This window comes from Zhouia amylolytica (assembly GCF_900116365.1).
GTDB classification, from domain to species: Bacteria; Bacteroidota; Bacteroidia; order Flavobacteriales; family Flavobacteriaceae; genus Zhouia; species Zhouia amylolytica.
The window spans coordinates 92,787-108,907 of record NZ_FPAG01000001.1 but is presented as its reverse complement, the minus strand read 5'-3'; the positions used below and the strand labels follow the sequence as shown (position 1 = coordinate 108,907).

The following is a 16,121-nucleotide window of genomic DNA, read 5'->3' as shown; positions in this document are numbered from 1 at the left end:
TAATCTGAATTCCAAAACTTATCTTTGCCAAAAATTAGCGAATATGAGTAGGAAGGATAATTCAAATAAAGGTAAATCGCACGGAAGACAAGGTGGAGATAATAGGAAACCATCCGGAAGAGGTGGTACCAGGAAGCAAAGCTTTGCTCGCGGTAATGCTCCGATAAAAAAGGCACCTTTATTGAAAAATAAACAGGACGACGGTAAAATACGTCTTAATAAATATATAGCGAACTCAGGTGTTTGTTCCCGACGTGATGCGGATATTTATATAACCTCCGGTAATGTGTTGGTGAATGGACAAGTGGTGACAGAATTAGGTTATAAAGTGAACCTGACTGATGAAGTCAAATTTGACGGTAAGACGATTAATCCTGAGAAAAAAGAGTATGTACTTCTCAATAAACCTAAAGGGTTTATTACAACCACAAATGATGAACGTGGTAGAAGAACCGTAATGGATTTGGTTAGAAATTCTACTAAATCCAGAATCGTTCCCGTTGGTAGACTGGATAGAAATACTACTGGGTTACTATTATTTACTAATGATGGAGCCCTGGCAAAGAAATTAACCCATCCAAAGCATGGTATTAGAAAGATATACCATGTTAAATTGAACAGGAATTTGGTCTATGACGATCTTAAAGCCATAGCGAACGGATTAAAGCTCGAAGATGGTCTTATCGAGGTTGATGAGGTGAGCTATATTGAAAACGCTTCAAAGAGTGAGGTGGGAATTAAAATTCATAGTGGACGCAACAGGATTGTTCGTAGAATCTTTGAACATTTAGGCTATGAGGTGGTTAAATTAGACAGGGTTGTGTTTGCTGGCCTGACTAAAAAAGATTTGCCTAGAGGTACCTGGAGGAAATTAAATGAGCAGGAGATTAATAACCTGAAAATGTTATAATTTTTAGTTGGTGATGATGATCAAAACTAGAATTGTATTTTGGGTATTTGGTGTGCTTATGATTTCCTTTTTAACCGGGTGTTCCGAAAATCATAAGGCCAACTCAGAGCCATGGGCAGAACCGCAGTTAATCCAACCGTCTGAATTAGCGGGTATCATTGAAAAGGGGAATACCTCTGATGTATACTTGTATAGTATTGGTCCTGCAGGTCCAATAAAGGGTTCTGTGGAATTTGGACCCGCACAGCAGTCCGATAACTTAAAGCAGCTGGAGAAGCGCTTAAATGAGCTGCCAAAAGATGCAGATGTTGTTTTGTATTGTGGATGTTGCCCCTTTAAGGATTGCCCTAATATCAGACCGGCATTTACATTGCTTAATGAGATGGGCTTCACCAGGCATAAGTTGTTGAATCTTTCACAAAACCTAAAGGTCGACTGGATAGATAAAGGATATCCGTTGATGGATTAATGAAGTTTATTTTAATTATAAATAAATATTAAAAAAGCTCGGACATCTCTGTTCGGGCTTTTTTATTCCAATAGTATGCCCAAGGCCAGTTTTTGTTGGTGTTTTAATCTATAAATAGTCCTGAAAAGCTGTCTTTTTTATCCGATAGTATAAATAGGTATAATACCATGCAAAAGCTTTCTTTTTGATGATTATCGGGGTGATGAGTTTGGGAAATCTTGCCGATTTATGGCGATTTTAGGCGTAGTTCAAGTATGGCTGAAGCATAGCTAAAGTATGGATAGAGTATGAGTGCATTTAAAATTAATCATTTTAGTATAAAAATAACTCGTGGTCATAATACTTGAAATCATGATATCATTCTGCACTTGTCATTCCATACTTGTCACTGAATCCACACTACCTGTCATTCCGCACTTGTTGCGGAATCTATTTATTGAATGTTTAATCCATTATATCAATACGGATTAACCGCAAAATTTATATAAACACAACGTATAGACACGATCCAATAATAGGCAGTAGGTTAACAACATCCTCTTAAAACCAAAAAACCACAACCGTTTCAAAATGAAATAGTTGTGGCTTTTAGTGGTGGTGCCTCCAGGAATCGAACCAGGGACACAAGGATTTTCAGTCCTTTGCTCTACCAACTGAGCTAAGGCACCAGTTGCTTGCAGTATTACTGCGTTTGCGGGTGCAAATATAGGTGCAAAAATAATAACTGCAAAACGAATTATTAAAAAAATCGGTTTTGTACCTTTACATTTTTAACCGAAGCTTATGAATTTAATCGTAGATGTTGGAAATACGTTTATGAAACTCGCTGTTTTTCAGCGTCAAAAGTTAATGTTTGAAAGTAGGATAGAGGAAAAAAATTTTTTAAAAGAAATTACAAAAATTTTTAAAAAATATCCTGATATCTCACATGCTATTGTTTCGTCGGTGTCTAAATGTCCGGAAGAGGATATAAAAGCCTTGTCGGTTTTCTGTAAAGTGCATCTGCTTACTAATAATTCAATAGTCCCTTTTCAAAGTAAGTATACGACGCCAAAAACCCTTGGTATGGATAGGGTGGCATTAGTTACAGCCGCATTTTATAATCATACCAGCGATAATACCTTGATAATAGATGCAGGAACCTGTATTACCTACGATTTTATAAACGAAGATAGTGAGTATCTCGGGGGTGCTATTTCCCCAGGAATACAGATGCGTTTTAAAGCCTTAAATGAATTTACAGCCAGACTTCCTCTTATTGAAACATCTGAGTCTGTTTCCTTAATTGGTAATTCCACAGAATCGAGTATTGCCTCTGGAGTTTTAAATGGTGTGGCGATGGAAATTGATGGTATAATAGATGAATATCAAAAGAAATTTAAAGATTTAACAGTTATTTTAACAGGAGGAGATTCACATTTTTTGTCTAAAAGACTAAAAAATACCATATTTGCCAATCCGAAAATCCTTCTTGAAGGATTAAACTATATTTTAGAACTCAATAAAGACGAATGATAAAAAGAATTTTTGTTGCCTTTGCACTGATGATGGTAGGGGTTGGTTTTGCGCAAACAAATGGTAGTCCATCTCCGTATTCATACTTTGGTGTAGGGCAATCCAAGTATAATAATACAGCTGAAAGCAGGGCGATGGGTGGTTTAAGTGTTTATTCGGATAGTATACACGTCAATCTGGCTAATCCTGCTTCGTTTTCAAAATTGAGATTAACAACATATTCGGCAGGTCTTTCCTATAATTCTTTAGGATTAAAAACAGATGATGCCAATGAAAATGCTTCCACTGTTTCATTCGATTATCTGGCATTGGGAGTTCCGGTTTCTGATCGCTTTGGGTTTGGATTTGGTATTCAGCCGTATTCAACAGTAGGGTATAGATTGCAATCTATTGAAGAAGATGCAGATGGTCCCGCAGTCTTGAACCGATATTCTGGTGATGGAGGAGTTAATAAAGTCTTCTTTTCCATGGGGTATAGATTGTATAAAGGACTTAGTGTTGGACTTACCGGAAGTTACTTGTTCGGGAAAACAGAACATAAGTATTTAGGATTAAGAGATGATATTCGATACGGTACCAGGGAAATAAGTGCTTCAGAGTATAGTGGCTTTGATGTGAAGGCTGCATTAAATTATGAAGGGAAACTAGGTAAAAAGTTATACTGGCAATCATCATTTATGTATACCCCGGAATCTATTTTGGTATCGGAGAACTCAAGAGAAGTTGCTACCGTGCTAATTGGTAGTAACGGAGAGGAAACCCCAAGAGATACGCAGGATGTTGATTTGTCGGAACAAGGCTTAGATCGTATCAATTTATCGATACCACAGTCATTTACAGCCGGTTTAGGGGTGGGTGAAAGTAAAAAATGGTACCTTGGGGCTGAGTTTGAATTAAAAAAAACCAGTAAATTTGAAAATAAGTTTGAAAACTTTGGGCGTTCTTCTTACGAGAATGCAGAACGGTTTTCTGTCGGAGGGTTTTTTATACCTGACTACGATTCATTTACTAGTTACTGGAAAAGGATTGTATACCGTGCAGGATTGCATAATGGAAGGAGTGGTTTGAAAGTGAATGGAATGCCGACTCATGATTTTGGCATGACTTTTGGAGTTGGTATGCCGTTGGGTGGATATGTTCCTTCAACTAATGCGCTTCCACAGTTCACAGGAATGTTTTCAAACATTAATATAGGTGTGGAGATTGGAAAAAGAGGAAGCACCCTTTACAATAGAGTTCAGGAAAATTATTTTAACGTAAATATAGGATTGTCTTTCAACGATAGATGGTTCGTGAAAAGAAAGTATGATTAACCGCAAATTATTTAATGAGATGAAAAAGAGATTTATAGCAATGTTGGCACTGATAGGTGTCGTTGGTTTTGCTGGAGCTCAGGCTCAGAATGCCGAATGTATGCCAAACCTGTCTATCTTTGCCGAACATGGAAAAGTAAAGAATTATGAAGCTGCGTATCAACCTTGGAAAATGGTTTATGATAATTGTCCAAGCTTAAATTACGCGACCTTTTATTACGGGGAGAAAATTTTAAAATACAAAATAGAGAATTCGTCTGGTGATGAGAAAACAGGATATATAAACGATCTTCTGGCGCTCTATGATAACTCTATCAAATATTTCCCTAACAAGTATGATAAGGCTGATGTGATGATAGATAAGGCGCTTACAAGTAAAGAAGAGGGTCTTGCTACTGATGAGGAAGTTTATAATATGTTAGATAAAGCTTTTAAAGAAGATAGAGACAACTTTACGAACCCGAAAGCTCTGTACTTATACTTTTCATTACTAGTGGATCTTCAGGCTGAAGGAAAGAAAGATCTTCAGGATGTTTTCGATGCCTATGATGATGTAACCGGAAAGATAGATGAAGAAACACTTAAGCTTGGTAAGATATCTACTTCTTTAGCTGCTAAGGAAGATGCAGGTACCCTGACCAGCAAAGAACAAAAGAAATTAAATGCCGTAAGAATTAATGGTGGGTCTTATGAAAAAGTGTATTCAAGTATTAATGCTAAACTTGGTGGCTTGGCAGATTGCGATAAATTAGTGCCGTTGTATGAGAAAAACTTCGAAGCTAAAAAGGATGATGCTAAATGGCTTAAAAGTGCACTTTACAGATTAGATAATAAAGAATGTACCGATGGTGAAATTTATGTTCAGGTGGTAGAAGCTTTACATAACTTAGAGCCTTCAGCATCTTCAGCCTATGGTTTAGGTACTTTGAATGATAAAAAAGGAAACTCTTCTGAAGCTTTAAAATATTACAATGAATCCGTTTCTTTAGAGACTGATGCTGTTAAGAAGTCTAACTTGCTTTATAAAATCGCTTCGAAGTATTCAAAAGGAAAGCAATATGCAACATCTTATAAATATGCTCAAAAAGCGATTGATGCAAATCCATCTAATGGTAATGCTTATTTATTACAGGCTGTATGTATAGCAAACAGTGCAAATTCATGTGGTACTACATCATTTGAGAAGAGAGCTGTGTACTGGAAGGCTGCAGATAGAGCTTCAAGAGCAGCGCAAATGGACCCTTCTGTTAAAAGTAGAGCTTATGCTGCGGCTGAGGCTTATAAAGGAAGAGCTCCATCAAGAACTGATATTTTTAACTCTGGTATGGCCGGAAAAACAATATCCTTTAACTGTTGGTTAGGAGGAAGCGTGAAGGTTCCTAGCTTATAGAATGAAAAAGATTTTTAGATATAATTTATTTGGCATTGTCACAGTATTCGCTGTGACAATGTTTTTTTCATGTCAAGGTCAATATGAAGATGTGAAAAGTATCAACGCTCCTCAGAAAGTGCCTTCCGGGATAGCAGAGAATTTTAAACTTACCTATACCGATTCGGGAAAAGTAAAGGCGATCCTCACAAGCCCTTTAAATAAAGATTTCTCAAATCAAAAATTTCAATTTCAAGAATTTCCAAAGGGCCTCTATGTTGAGTTTTTTGATGATCAGAATAATAAAAGTACCGTTACAGCAGATTACGGTATTATGTATTCGCAAACCAGTCTGGTAGATCTTCAGGGTAATGTAGTGTTGGAAACACATGATGGTAAAAAATTGGAGGCACCCCAACTCTATTGGGACCAAACTAACGAATGGGTGTTTACCGAAAAGGAATACACTTTCACCAGTGAAGAACTCAATATGTCTGGAACCGGAATAGACTTTAATAAAGACTTCTCAGTGGTGAATTCACATGAAAATACAGGAAGTGCTGTTGTAAAGGAGTAGTTTTTGTAGTAAAAAAGAGAATGTTATGTAATAAAAGGCTATATTTATTAGAAAATAGCTAATAAATGAAGCCTTTTTTATTTTGTTTTGTCTTCGGATTGTTCTTGGCTACAGCCCAGGATCAGGATTGTACATTGAATCTTCAAAATTTTTATGATCATGCCAGGGTAAATGATTACGAGGCTGCTTATGAGCCTTGGAAAATCGTTTATGAGAAATGTCCCAGTCTTAATTTTGCAACCTTTTATTACGGTAAAAGGATTTTGGATTATAAGATCGATAATACAACAGGCGATAATCAGAAAAAGTATGTGAACGACCTTCTTGGGTTGTATGATAATTATATCAAGTATTTTCCTGATAAATACGATAAAGCAGATTATGCTTCGGATAAGGCCTTGTTGATGAATTCTTATGCGTTGGCATCAGATGAGGAGATGTATGCTATGCTCGATGATGCGTTTAAAACCGATAGAAAAAATTTTAAAAACTTTAAGGGATTGTATTTGTACTTTTCCCTAATGGTCGATTTGCATGATAAAGGAACTAAAGATCTTCAGGAGGTATTTGATAGTTACGATGAGGTGACTGCCAGGTTGGACGAAGAGGCAGTGAGTATGGCTGAAATAGCAGTTTCTCTGGCGGAGAAAGAGGATGCCGGAACATTGACTCCTAAAGAGGAGCAGAAGTTAAATGCCGTAAGAAAAAATGGTACTGAACTGGAAAAGATAATTGCAAGTGTAGATGGGAAGCTTGGAAATTTAGCAGACTGCGATAAGTTGGTGCCATTGTATGAAAAGAATTTTGAATCAAAGTCGGACGATGCCACGTGGTTGAAGCGTGCCCTGTACAGACTTGACAATAAGGATTGTTCGGATGGGCCGATTTATGTGCGTGTGGTGGAAGCTTTACATCAACTGGAACCTTCTGCCTCCAGTGCTTATGGATTAGGTACGCTGAATGATAAAAAGGGTAATACTGCAGAAGCACTTAAGTTCTACAATGAAGCAGTTGCCTTAGAAGTGGATCCTGTTAAGAAATCCAATTTACTAATTAAAATAGCTTCTAAATATTCCAAGTCTAACAGAGCTAAATCATATGACTACGCTCAAAAGGCAATCGATGCTAATCCGGCCAATGGGAATGCTTATTTATTGCAGGCATATCTTTATGGTAACAGCGCTAACGAATGTGGTAGTACGACCTTCGAAAAGAAAGCTGTCTATTGGAGGGCAGCTCTTAAAGCAGACCGCGCGGCTCAGGTAGATCCATCCATTAAAAGTAAAGCGCTTAATGCTGCATCGAGATATAGAGGGCTTGCTCCGTCGCGTACTGAAATTTTTAATGCAGATATGGCTGGTAAGTCAATTCAGCTGAGATGTTGGATTGGAGGGGTTATAAAAGTGCCGAATCTGGATTAAATATATGGTATTGTTAGTTAAAACAAGTAGGGTTTTAATGATGTGAAGCGTTTAAGGATGTTAAAATTACTTTGGTTAGATTCTTAATGCCTGTCTTTAAAAATGTATGATGAATTTTGCAAAAGGAACTGTAGTAAGGAATGATCAACTTGTGTAATAAAATGTATCTTTGTTGAAAATAGATGACAGATGAAGTTTTTTAGAATTTTTGAGGTGGTATACCTTGTTATAGGAGTAATCTCAGTTTTCGAAGTGGTTTCAAATTGGAGTACTGACCGCAATAGGTCTTATCTTTTCTTATTGTTTGCGGTTGTGTCTTTTTTCATGTTCTTCTTTAGAAGACGCTATCGTAAGAAATTCCAAAATCGACAAAAAAATAAGTGATGGGCTCCACGGTTGTGATCATTATTGTGTCATTGCTGTTTTCAGCTTTTTTTTCAGGAATGGAGATTGCCTACGTGAACTCTAATAAAATTCATATTGAAATAGAAAAGCTGCAAGGAGGTTTTCTTTCTAAAATACTGACAAAACTTACCAAAAGGCCGTCAAAGTTTATTACCACCATGCTCGTGGGTAATAATATAGCTTTGGTTGTTTATGCTTTTTATATGGGTAGCCTGCTGGTCTATTGGCTATATCCGGAATATGTCGGTTCCGATGCGGTCCCTGCCAGGATTATTGTTGTGCAAGCGCTATTGGCTACTTTGATTTTATTGATTACCGCAGAGTTTCTTCCAAAAGCCCTTTTTCAGATATATTCGAATACATTGCTTAAAGTGCTGGCTGTTCCGGCCTACTTGTTCTATAAATTGTTCTCGGTGATCGCTGAAATTGTTATTTGGATTTCTGAATTTATTTTGAGGGTATTCTTTAAAGTAGAAGGTAATACAGAAAGTATTGCATTTAGTAAGGTAGAATTAGGGGATTATATTACCGAACAAATGGAGCAGGTCGATGAGGATGAGGATGTTGATTCCGAAATACAAATTTTTCAGAATGCCTTGGAGTTTTCTGATCATAAGGCTCGCGATATAATGATTCCCAGAACTGAAATATGTGCAGCGGAATTACATGAGCTTCCGAAGAATCTGGTGAATAAATTTGTAGAGACTGGCTACTCGAAAATACTGGTGTATAAAGATACAATCGATGATATCATTGGTTATGTCCATTCCTTTGAATTGTTCAAGAAACCACGAACGATAAAGAGTGTGATGCTGCCGGTAGAATTTGTTCCAGAAACTATGCCGATAAGTGATATTTTAGGCGTGCTTACCAAACGAAGGAAAAGCATCGCTGTGGTATTGGATGAGTATGGAGGAACTTCGGGCATTCTAACGGTAGAAGATATCGTAGAGGAGCTGTTTGGTGAAATTGAAGATGAGCATGATACCATAGAATTGTTTGAAGAAAAAATCAATGATAAGGAGTATAATTTTTCTGCCCGATTGGAGGTGAGTTATGTAAATGAAACCTATAAATTAGAGCTTCCCGAAAGTGAAAATTATGATACAATAGGAGGGCTGATTGTAAACCAAATCGGAGAGATTCCTGAAAAGGGAGAAAAAATTAAAATTGACAACTTTCAATTTAAAGTCTTGCAAGCAACGAATACAAAAATAGAGCTACTGCATCTTAAAGTGCTTGAAGACGATTAAAATGCCATAATTATTAGCTAAGCAGGTTTTTATTATTGCAAAAAAGTGCTATTTTCGCCATCTAATATTTAATAATTTAGATGACAGATGGCTATTCTTGAAAAAATTAGAAGTCGATCTTTGATCTTAATCCTGGTAATAGGATTGGCGCTTTTCGCGTTTGTAGTATCAGATCTTTTTAACAATAATGCATTTTCTTCAACAAAATCAAATGTTGGTGAAATCAATGGAAACCCTGTATCAAGAGAAGGGTTTGCACAACAAGTTGATAACTTGTCCAGACAATATCAGGGACGAGCTTCAACCTTACAAATTGTTAATCAGGTTTGGAATCAAGAGGTAAGGATGACTTTGTTGGAAGAACAATTTGAAGAGTTAGGGATTAATATTGAAAAAGATCAGATAATCAATGTTGTTAAATCAAACCCTCAACTTGCTTCAAATCCTGCGTTCTTAAATGAAGCTGGTGTATTTGATGCGGGAAAATTTGTTGAATATATAGCAGATTTAAAGGCAAATAATCCAATGGCATATCAGCAATGGGAAATGCAGGAAAATGCTTTGATTAATGCCTCAAAAGAGCAATCCTATTTTAACCTGATTAAAGCAGGAGTTGTTGCTACTATTAAAGATGGTGAGCTTTCATATAAACTTGAAAATGATAAAGTAGATTTTAAATATGTTCAGGTTCCTTATTCATCAATAGCGGATAGTACCATTACGGTAACCGATGGTGAAATCTCTGCCTATATTAAAGACCACAAAAAGGAATTTGAAGGAGATGCTTCCAGAAATATCCGTTATGTGTTTTTTGAAGAAAAAGCTTCAGAAGCTGATGTAGCTGAAATTAGAAATGAAGTAGAAGCTCTTTTAAACAAAAGTGTAGTTTATAATAATGCAACTCAATCGAATGATACCATTCCAGGGTTTGCAGAATTACCAAAAGATCAAGTGGCGGAGTTTGTTGCAAAACATTCTGATGTTCCTTTTGATACTACCTATGTTGCAAAAGCTCAACTACCTACTCAATTTAGCGATACCTTATTCAACCTGGGTGTTGGAGAAGTATATGGGCCATATAAAGATGGGGAGACTTTTAAGCTTACCCGTATGATGGATAAAAGAGAAGGTGGTAATGTAAAAGCTAGCCATATATTAATAGGGTACGAAGGTACAGGAGTAAACCTTAAGGAAAACAGAACTAAGGAGGAGGCTGAAGCACTAGCTAAAGAGGTGCTTGCAAAAGTAAAGGCAGATGAGGATTTTGCTGCACTTGCAAGAGAATACTCTGAAGATCCTGGGTCAGCTTTTAGTGGAGGAACCTACGATAATATATTCCCAGGTCAAATGGTTAAGCCTTTTAATGACTTTATTTTTGATAATGAAATTGGAAGTGTTGACCTTGTAGAAACAGATTTTGGTTATCACATCATTAAAGTAGAAGATAAATATAACGTTGTTCAGTTAGCCACCATATCAAGAAAGGTAATTCCTTCTGAAGAAACTTCAAACGAACTTTATACAAAGGCTACGAAATTCGAAATGGATGCAGCTGCAGATCCTGAAAACTTTGGTGCAGTAGCGAAAGAGTCTGATTATACAGTTCGCCCTGTAAATAGTTTAATGGCTTTGCAGGAAATGGTTCCTGGTTTAGGAGAGCAAAGAAGACTTATTCAGTGGGCTTTCAATCCGGAAACTAAGGTTGGAGATGTTTCGAGATTTGACGTTACTGGCGGTTATGCTATCGTTCAGTTAACTAGAAAAATTAAAGAAGGGTTAATGTCTGTAGATAATGCAAGAGCACTTGTAGCTCCGATTATCAGAAAACAAAAGAAAGCTGCTCAGATTATAGAAGCAAATAATGGGAAGTCATTAGATGAACTTGCAAGCGCCAATAATGTGACAGTGAAGACAGCAACTGATTTGAATATGAAAACCCCTAGTATCGCTGGTGCAGGACGTGAGCCTAAGGTGGTAGGTACAGCCTTCGCAATAGAAGAAGGTGCTTCATCAGGACTTATTGAAGGTGAAAATGGAGTTTATATGGTTCAGGTTACTAAAAAGAACCCTGCTGTAGAGCTTGATAACTATGCGCCTTACGCAACCACACAAAGAACAACAAATAGAGGTAGAGCTACCGGAGCAGCGTTTAACGCGCTTCGTGAAAATGCCGATATTGAAGATAATAGAGCTGATTTTTATTAAAAATTATCTTGATTTTAAGTATTAAAAAAGCCTCCCGTTGGAGGCTTTTTTATTTTATGGTCGATTCTTAATTTATAACCTGATCATTTCTTTAAAAGTAAGAATGGTATCAAATCCTTTCTGACTAAAATATTGAGGCGTTTGGTCATCTCCTACAGCCATAATAAAATCACCGCCCCAGGCTCCAAGACTTTTAATACTTCCCTCAAAGTCATTAAAGAGGCGCTTTTTTATGGGTTCCATAGCGATGGCCTTTGAGGTGATATCTTCATGGGTGTCAATAAGAGATTTAAACGCGGCTACATCTGTGCATTCCAGAATGCCCTTGGTAATCGTATTTATATCACTTATATATGAGTTGACAGATTTATTTAATGCCCTGTATTTTTTAATGCCTTCCCTGCTGTTTTGCTTTTGGTTTAAGTGTATGAAATAGATTTGATCTCTGAATGGAGGGGTAAACTTGGTTTCTGTTATGGTCGGCTTACCATCTGTTAATTGATATAATATGGCAGTATTATGCTGTGCGCAGGCAATGTCGTACCCACTACCTCCAAGGGTTTTGTTAGAGAGATCAAATGCATTAATTCCTGCCCATTGAGCAATATTGTTAATTAAGGTGGAGGAAGATCCAAGTCCCCAGTCTCGCGGGAAATCCATAACTGATATTGCTTTTACTCCTTGTACGCTTTTTAAGAAGTCAGGATTGAGTGCCTTGGCTGTTTTTAAAATATGTAATAAAGTGGCCTCCACTTCATTTTTCGGACTTCCGCTTAGGGATAGGTCCAGGTTGCATGAAAACCAGGGATTTCCTTGGTGGTCAAGACTTGACCACTCAATTATTTGGTTATTGTTTTCTTCAATGCTCAGGGTTTGTCCGTAGATAGTGGGTAACGCTAAGCTCAGTGCTCCGTCAAGTACCAGGTATTCTCCCGTGATGAGTAATTTCCCATTGCTTTGAAAATGATGCATTATAATGTATTAGCTCTAAGGTTGTTAAATTCTTTGATAACCTCACTGTGGGTTACCGTTTTGTTATGGAATAACTCAGCCACAATGCTTTTCTCTTCATCGGTAGCGCCCAATTGGTTTAGAATATTCATTAAATGCATTTTCATATGACCTTTTTGAATGCCTGTTGTGATCAATGAACGAATGGCAGCAAAATTTTGTGCAAGCCCTGCAACAGCTACTATCTGCATAAGCTCTTTAGCAGAAGGTTTGCCCAGCATCTCCAGTGCAAGCTTTACCAATGGATGTAAATTTGTTAAACCGCCAATAGTTCCCAGCGCTAATGGAACTTCAATCCAAAATTTAAATATACCATTATCAATGGTAGCGTGTGTTAGACTGGAATAGGTGCCATTTTTGGCCGCATAAGCATGAACACCTGCTTCAATTGCTCTAAAGTCATTCCCGGTGGCTAAAACAACCGCATCAATACCATTCATCACTCCCTTATTGTGGGTAACTGCTCTGTGTGGCTCTGCTTTAGCAATGTCTATGGCTCTTACAAACTTCTCTGCAAACGCTTGTGGAGAAATATTCTGATCCTCATTGAGCTCATCCACTTTACAAGAAACTTCTGCCTTTACCAGGCAGTTGGGAACGTAATTAGATAAAATGCTCATTACTATCTGAATGTCTCGTTCTTCCTCTGTGAACTCTTCATAAGTATTAGCACCCGCTTTAAATGTTTTTGCAAATTGCTCAAGACAACTATTGATAAAGTTAGCTCCCATCGCGTCTAATGTATCGAAGGTAGCGTGTATCTGATAATAGTTGTCCAGATCAGCAGTTTTATCTTTTAGTATAATATCCAAAATTCCACCACCTCTTTTACGCATGTTTTTCGTGATGCTGTCGGTAGCTTCTATGAGTAAAGGTTTTATTTGATTAAAATAACGAACAAGTTTTTCCTTATCACCATGATACATAAAATGAACCTGCCCGATTTTTTCGGTAGCAATAACCTCCGCCTTAAATCCGCCACGTTTTAACCAGTATTTTGCAGCCTTACTGGCGGCAGCTACAACAGAACTTTCTTCAAGACACATTGGGATGGAATATAAGTGTCCGTTAATCACAAAGTTTGGTGCAATACCAAAAGGTAAATAGTAATTGGTTATAGTGTTCTCTATAAATTCATCATGTAGCTTCTGAAGAGCTGCATTGGTATTCCAATATTGTTTTATAATAGATACGGCATCTTTTCTGTCTTGAAAATAATGATTGGCCAACCAGTCTATTTTTTCTTCTTTGGTCAGTTTTGAAAATCCGTCAACAGGTTTTTTCATGGTTCGATTTGTTTCAAAAAGCAAAGATAATAATAAAGAAACCCTTTTTTTGTAAGAATTATATCTTGTTTTTCCTTTTAGCTAGATGGTTTTGAGTAACGTTTAACTAAAAAAGTTTATATTTCTGTGAAATAATTAGTAAACTTGACGGATTTTTAAAAAATCCTTAACATCGATGAAGAGAACATTTATTTTTTCTTTCCTTTTATTAGGGTTGGCTTCTGCGCTGACTGCTCAAAATCAGAAAATTACATTAGAAGAAATATGGGGAGGTGCTTTCAGGACTGAAGGTATGGACGCCTTACATTCAATGAACAATGGGCAACAATACTCAGTGTTGAATTTTGACAGGAATTCACGTACAACCTCAATAGACAAGTACGATTACAAGACTTTAGAGAAGGTTGAAACTATTCTTAGTTCTGGAGAACTGGATGGCATACAGTACTTTCAATCATATGAATTCAGTGAAGATGAATCAAAGCTAATTTTGGCTACCGAAGTGGAATCAGTATACCGTAGATCAACTTTAGGGGTATTTTATGTTTATGATATTGAATCTAAAAAGCTTACTAAAATTTCTGATCATAAAATTCAGGAACCTACCTTTTCACCGGATGCTTCAAAAGTTGCCTATGTACTTGATAATAATATATATATCAAGAACCTTGAAGATAATGGTTTGGCTCAGGTAACAAGTGATGGAGAGAAAAATAAGATTATTAACGGGGTTACTGACTGGGTGTATGAAGAAGAGTTCAGTTTTGTTCGTGCATTTGATTGGAATAAGTCAGGGACGCATTTAGCTTATATCCGTTTCGATGAGTCAGAGGTGCCGGAGTTTTCTATGGATGTTTATGGGCAATCACTATACCCGACACAACAAGTGTTTAAATATCCTAAAGCGGGGGAAAAGAATTCTGAAGTTAGCCTTCATGTCTATGAATTAGCCTCCAAAGAAACATCAAATGTTGATTTAGGAAACGCATATTACATTCCAAGAATTCAATGGACTAGCGATAAAAATAAACTGAGCGCTCAGGTGATGAACCGTCATCAAAATGATCTTAAGTTATATTTTTATGATGTAAAGAATAAAGAATCAAAGGTAATTCTGGAGGAAACTGATGAAGCATACATTGATATTACCGATAACCTGACTTTTTTAAATGATAATAGTTTTATCTGGACGAGTGAAAAAGATGGTTATAATCATATCTATTTATATTCAAAGGAGGGGGAATTAGTAAACCAGATAACTCAAGGCGATTGGGAAGTCACCAATTACTATGGATTCGATCAGAAAACTTCAAGGATATTTTATCAATCAGTAGAAAATGGTTCAATTAACAGAGATATATACTCTATTGGTTTAAATGGGAAAGGAAAGGTTCGTTTGTCCTCTGGGAATGGAACTAATGATGCAGTTTTTAGTACAGACTTTACGTATTATATCAATACCTTCTCTAATGCCCGCACGCCTTATAAATATACCCTGAATCGTGCTAAAAATGGTAAAGAGATAAAAGAGATCGTTACCAATGAAGAGCTGAGGTCAGCATTAACAAATTACGAATTGTCAGAAAAAGAATTCTCAACCATCCGTGTGAATGGCAACGATCTTAATATGTGGACTATAAGGCCAAAAGATTTTGACGCCAGTAAGCAATATCCTGTTTTAATGTATCAATATTCCGGACCTGGATCTCAACAAGTGGCAAACAGATGGAACAGCAGCAATGATTATTGGTATCAAATGTTGGCGCAAAAAGGATATATAGTGGTATGTATCGATGGAAGAGGAACTGGATTTAAAGGAGCAGATTTTAAGAAGGTTACTTATCAGGAATTAGGGAAATATGAAGTAGAAGATCAGATAGCTGCTGCAAAACAACTGGCTTCTTTGCCTTATGTTGATGAAGAAAGAATAGGTATCTGGGGATGGAGTTTCGGAGGATTTATGAGTTCGAACTGTATCCTTAAAGGAAATGATGTTTTCAGCATGGCAATAGCCGTTGCACCGGTTACAAGCTGGCGCTTTTATGATACTGTTTATACAGAGCGTTACATGAGAACCCCGCAAGAAAATGCAAGTGGTTATGATGATAATTCTCCAATCAATTATGCTTCGAATTTAAAAGGCGATTATTTGCTAATTCATGGTACGGCAGATGATAACGTCCATGTACAAAATACTATGCGAATGGCAGAAGCCCTGATTCAGGCAAATAAACAATTTGACTGGGCTATATATCCAGATAAAAATCATGGAATTTACGGAGGTAAAACAAGACTTCAACTATATACTAAAATGACCAATTTTATTGATCAGCACTTAGGTGATAAAATTGAAGAATCCCTGGAGTTAAAAGAAATAAAAAATTAAT

At 36.8% G+C, this 16,121-nt stretch carries 13 protein-coding genes and 1 tRNA gene; 11 read left to right on the top strand and 3 right to left on the bottom strand.

Translation table 11 applies throughout. The annotated features are described in order from the left end of the window. The first annotated feature begins 43 nt into the window (after nucleotides 1-43). Together BM361_RS00475 and BM361_RS00470 are read left to right on the top strand one after the other, a co-directional pair. Entirely contained in the window at nucleotides 44-910 is an 867-nt protein-coding gene (locus BM361_RS00475; RefSeq protein ID WP_038268886.1) for a pseudouridine synthase, read from the top strand. Between the two features lie 13 nt (nucleotides 911-923). Then, nucleotides 924-1,379, top strand: a complete 456-nt coding sequence (locus tag BM361_RS00470; protein ID WP_083425823.1) for a rhodanese-like domain-containing protein — start codon at nucleotides 924-926, stop codon at nucleotides 1,377-1,379. 592 nt (nucleotides 1,380-1,971) lie between these two features. On the opposite strand, the gene BM361_RS00465 is transcribed toward BM361_RS00470, so the two are convergent. Further along, nucleotides 1,972-2,047: transfer RNA gene (locus tag BM361_RS00465), tRNA-Phe, on the bottom strand. Between the two features lie 115 nt (nucleotides 2,048-2,162). On the opposite strand from BM361_RS00465, the gene BM361_RS00460 reads away from it, so the two are divergent. The 8 genes from BM361_RS00460 to BM361_RS00425 all read left to right on the top strand — a co-directional run bounded on the left by BM361_RS00460 (nucleotide 2,163) and on the right by BM361_RS00425 (nucleotide 11,437). Beyond that, complete coding sequence (locus BM361_RS00460; RefSeq protein ID WP_074976234.1) at nucleotides 2,163-2,894, top strand: type III pantothenate kinase; 732 nt, start codon at nucleotides 2,163-2,165, stop codon at nucleotides 2,892-2,894. Next, nucleotides 2,891-4,207 (top strand): BamG family beta-barrel-assembly machinery protein, encoded by a 1,317-nt coding sequence (locus BM361_RS00455; RefSeq protein WP_038268889.1) that lies wholly within the window; start codon nucleotides 2,891-2,893, stop codon nucleotides 4,205-4,207. The genes BM361_RS00460 and BM361_RS00455 overlap by 4 nt, the downstream gene beginning before the upstream one ends. Before the next feature lie 19 nt (nucleotides 4,208-4,226). Then, the gene (locus BM361_RS00450; RefSeq protein WP_038269168.1) at nucleotides 4,227-5,597 is read left to right on the top strand and encodes a tetratricopeptide repeat protein; all 1,371 of its coding nucleotides are present in this window, start codon (nucleotides 4,227-4,229) and stop codon (nucleotides 5,595-5,597) included. A gap of 1 nt (nucleotide 5,598) precedes the next feature. Next, a complete protein-coding gene (gene lptC, locus BM361_RS00445) occupies nucleotides 5,599-6,153 on the top strand; it encodes an LPS export ABC transporter periplasmic protein LptC (RefSeq protein ID WP_038268890.1) in 555 nt (184 codons plus the stop codon). A gap of 65 nt (nucleotides 6,154-6,218) precedes the next feature. Then, nucleotides 6,219-7,574 (top strand): hypothetical protein, encoded by a 1,356-nt coding sequence (locus tag BM361_RS00440; protein WP_074976233.1) that lies wholly within the window; start codon nucleotides 6,219-6,221, stop codon nucleotides 7,572-7,574. A 189-nt stretch (nucleotides 7,575-7,763) separates the two neighbouring features. After that, complete coding sequence (locus tag BM361_RS17065) at nucleotides 7,764-7,958, top strand: DUF6526 family protein (protein WP_074976231.1); 195 nt, start codon at nucleotides 7,764-7,766, stop codon at nucleotides 7,956-7,958. After that, nucleotides 7,958-9,232, top strand: coding sequence for a hemolysin family protein (locus BM361_RS00430; RefSeq protein ID WP_074976229.1), 1,275 nt, complete (start codon nucleotides 7,958-7,960; stop codon nucleotides 9,230-9,232). Before BM361_RS17065 ends, BM361_RS00430 begins: the two co-directional genes overlap by 1 nt. 87 nt (nucleotides 9,233-9,319) lie before the next feature. Further along, nucleotides 9,320-11,437 carry a peptidylprolyl isomerase gene (locus tag BM361_RS00425; protein ID WP_074976227.1) on the top strand — a complete coding sequence of 706 codons (2,118 nt, stop codon included), beginning with the start codon at nucleotides 9,320-9,322 and terminating at the stop codon, nucleotides 11,435-11,437. A 72-nt stretch (nucleotides 11,438-11,509) separates the two neighbouring features. On the opposite strand, the gene BM361_RS00420 is transcribed toward BM361_RS00425, so the two are convergent. After that, the gene (locus BM361_RS00420; protein WP_074976226.1) at nucleotides 11,510-12,409 is read right to left on the bottom strand and encodes a GYDIA family GHMP kinase; all 900 of its coding nucleotides are present in this window, start codon (nucleotides 12,407-12,409) and stop codon (nucleotides 11,510-11,512) included. Beyond that, on the bottom strand, nucleotides 12,409-13,734 hold the full coding sequence (locus BM361_RS00415; protein ID WP_074976224.1) for a hydroxymethylglutaryl-CoA reductase, degradative: 1,326 nt from the start codon (nucleotides 13,732-13,734) through the stop codon (nucleotides 12,409-12,411). The genes BM361_RS00420 and BM361_RS00415 overlap by 1 nt, the downstream gene beginning before the upstream one ends. Nucleotides 13,735-13,909: 175 nt before the next feature. On the opposite strand from BM361_RS00415, the gene BM361_RS00410 reads away from it, so the two are divergent. Next, a complete protein-coding gene (locus BM361_RS00410; RefSeq protein WP_074976222.1) occupies nucleotides 13,910-16,120 on the top strand; it encodes a S9 family peptidase in 2,211 nt (736 codons plus the stop codon). The last annotated feature ends 1 nt before the right edge of the window (nucleotide 16,121 follow it).

Bases quoted from the DNA above. Each gene is read 5' to 3' on its own strand.
- BM361_RS00420 (WP_074976226.1), bottom strand. From the start codon at position 12,409: ATGCATCATTTTCAAAGCAATGGGAAATTACTCATCACGGGAGAATAC.
- BM361_RS00430 (WP_074976229.1), top strand. From the start codon at position 7,958: ATGGGCTCCACGGTTGTGATCATTATTGTGTCATTGCTGTTTTCAGCT.
- BM361_RS00455 (WP_038268889.1), top strand. From the start codon at position 2,891: ATGATAAAAAGAATTTTTGTTGCCTTTGCACTGATGATGGTAGGGGTT.
- BM361_RS00415 (WP_074976224.1), bottom strand. From the start codon at position 13,734: ATGAAAAAACCTGTTGACGGATTTTCAAAACTGACCAAAGAAGAAAAA.
- BM361_RS00410 (WP_074976222.1), top strand. From the start codon at position 13,910: ATGAAGAGAACATTTATTTTTTCTTTCCTTTTATTAGGGTTGGCTTCT.
- lptC (WP_038268890.1), top strand. From the start codon at position 5,599: ATGAAAAAGATTTTTAGATATAATTTATTTGGCATTGTCACAGTATTC.
- BM361_RS00425 (WP_074976227.1), top strand. From the start codon at position 9,320: ATGGCTATTCTTGAAAAAATTAGAAGTCGATCTTTGATCTTAATCCTG.
- BM361_RS00440 (WP_074976233.1), top strand. From the start codon at position 6,219: ATGAAGCCTTTTTTATTTTGTTTTGTCTTCGGATTGTTCTTGGCTACA.
- BM361_RS00470 (WP_083425823.1), top strand. From the start codon at position 924: ATGATGATCAAAACTAGAATTGTATTTTGGGTATTTGGTGTGCTTATG.
- BM361_RS00475 (WP_038268886.1), top strand. From the start codon at position 44: ATGAGTAGGAAGGATAATTCAAATAAAGGTAAATCGCACGGAAGACAA.
- BM361_RS17065 (WP_074976231.1), top strand. From the start codon at position 7,764: ATGAAGTTTTTTAGAATTTTTGAGGTGGTATACCTTGTTATAGGAGTA.
- BM361_RS00450 (WP_038269168.1), top strand. From the start codon at position 4,227: ATGAAAAAGAGATTTATAGCAATGTTGGCACTGATAGGTGTCGTTGGT.
- BM361_RS00460 (WP_074976234.1), top strand. From the start codon at position 2,163: ATGAATTTAATCGTAGATGTTGGAAATACGTTTATGAAACTCGCTGTT.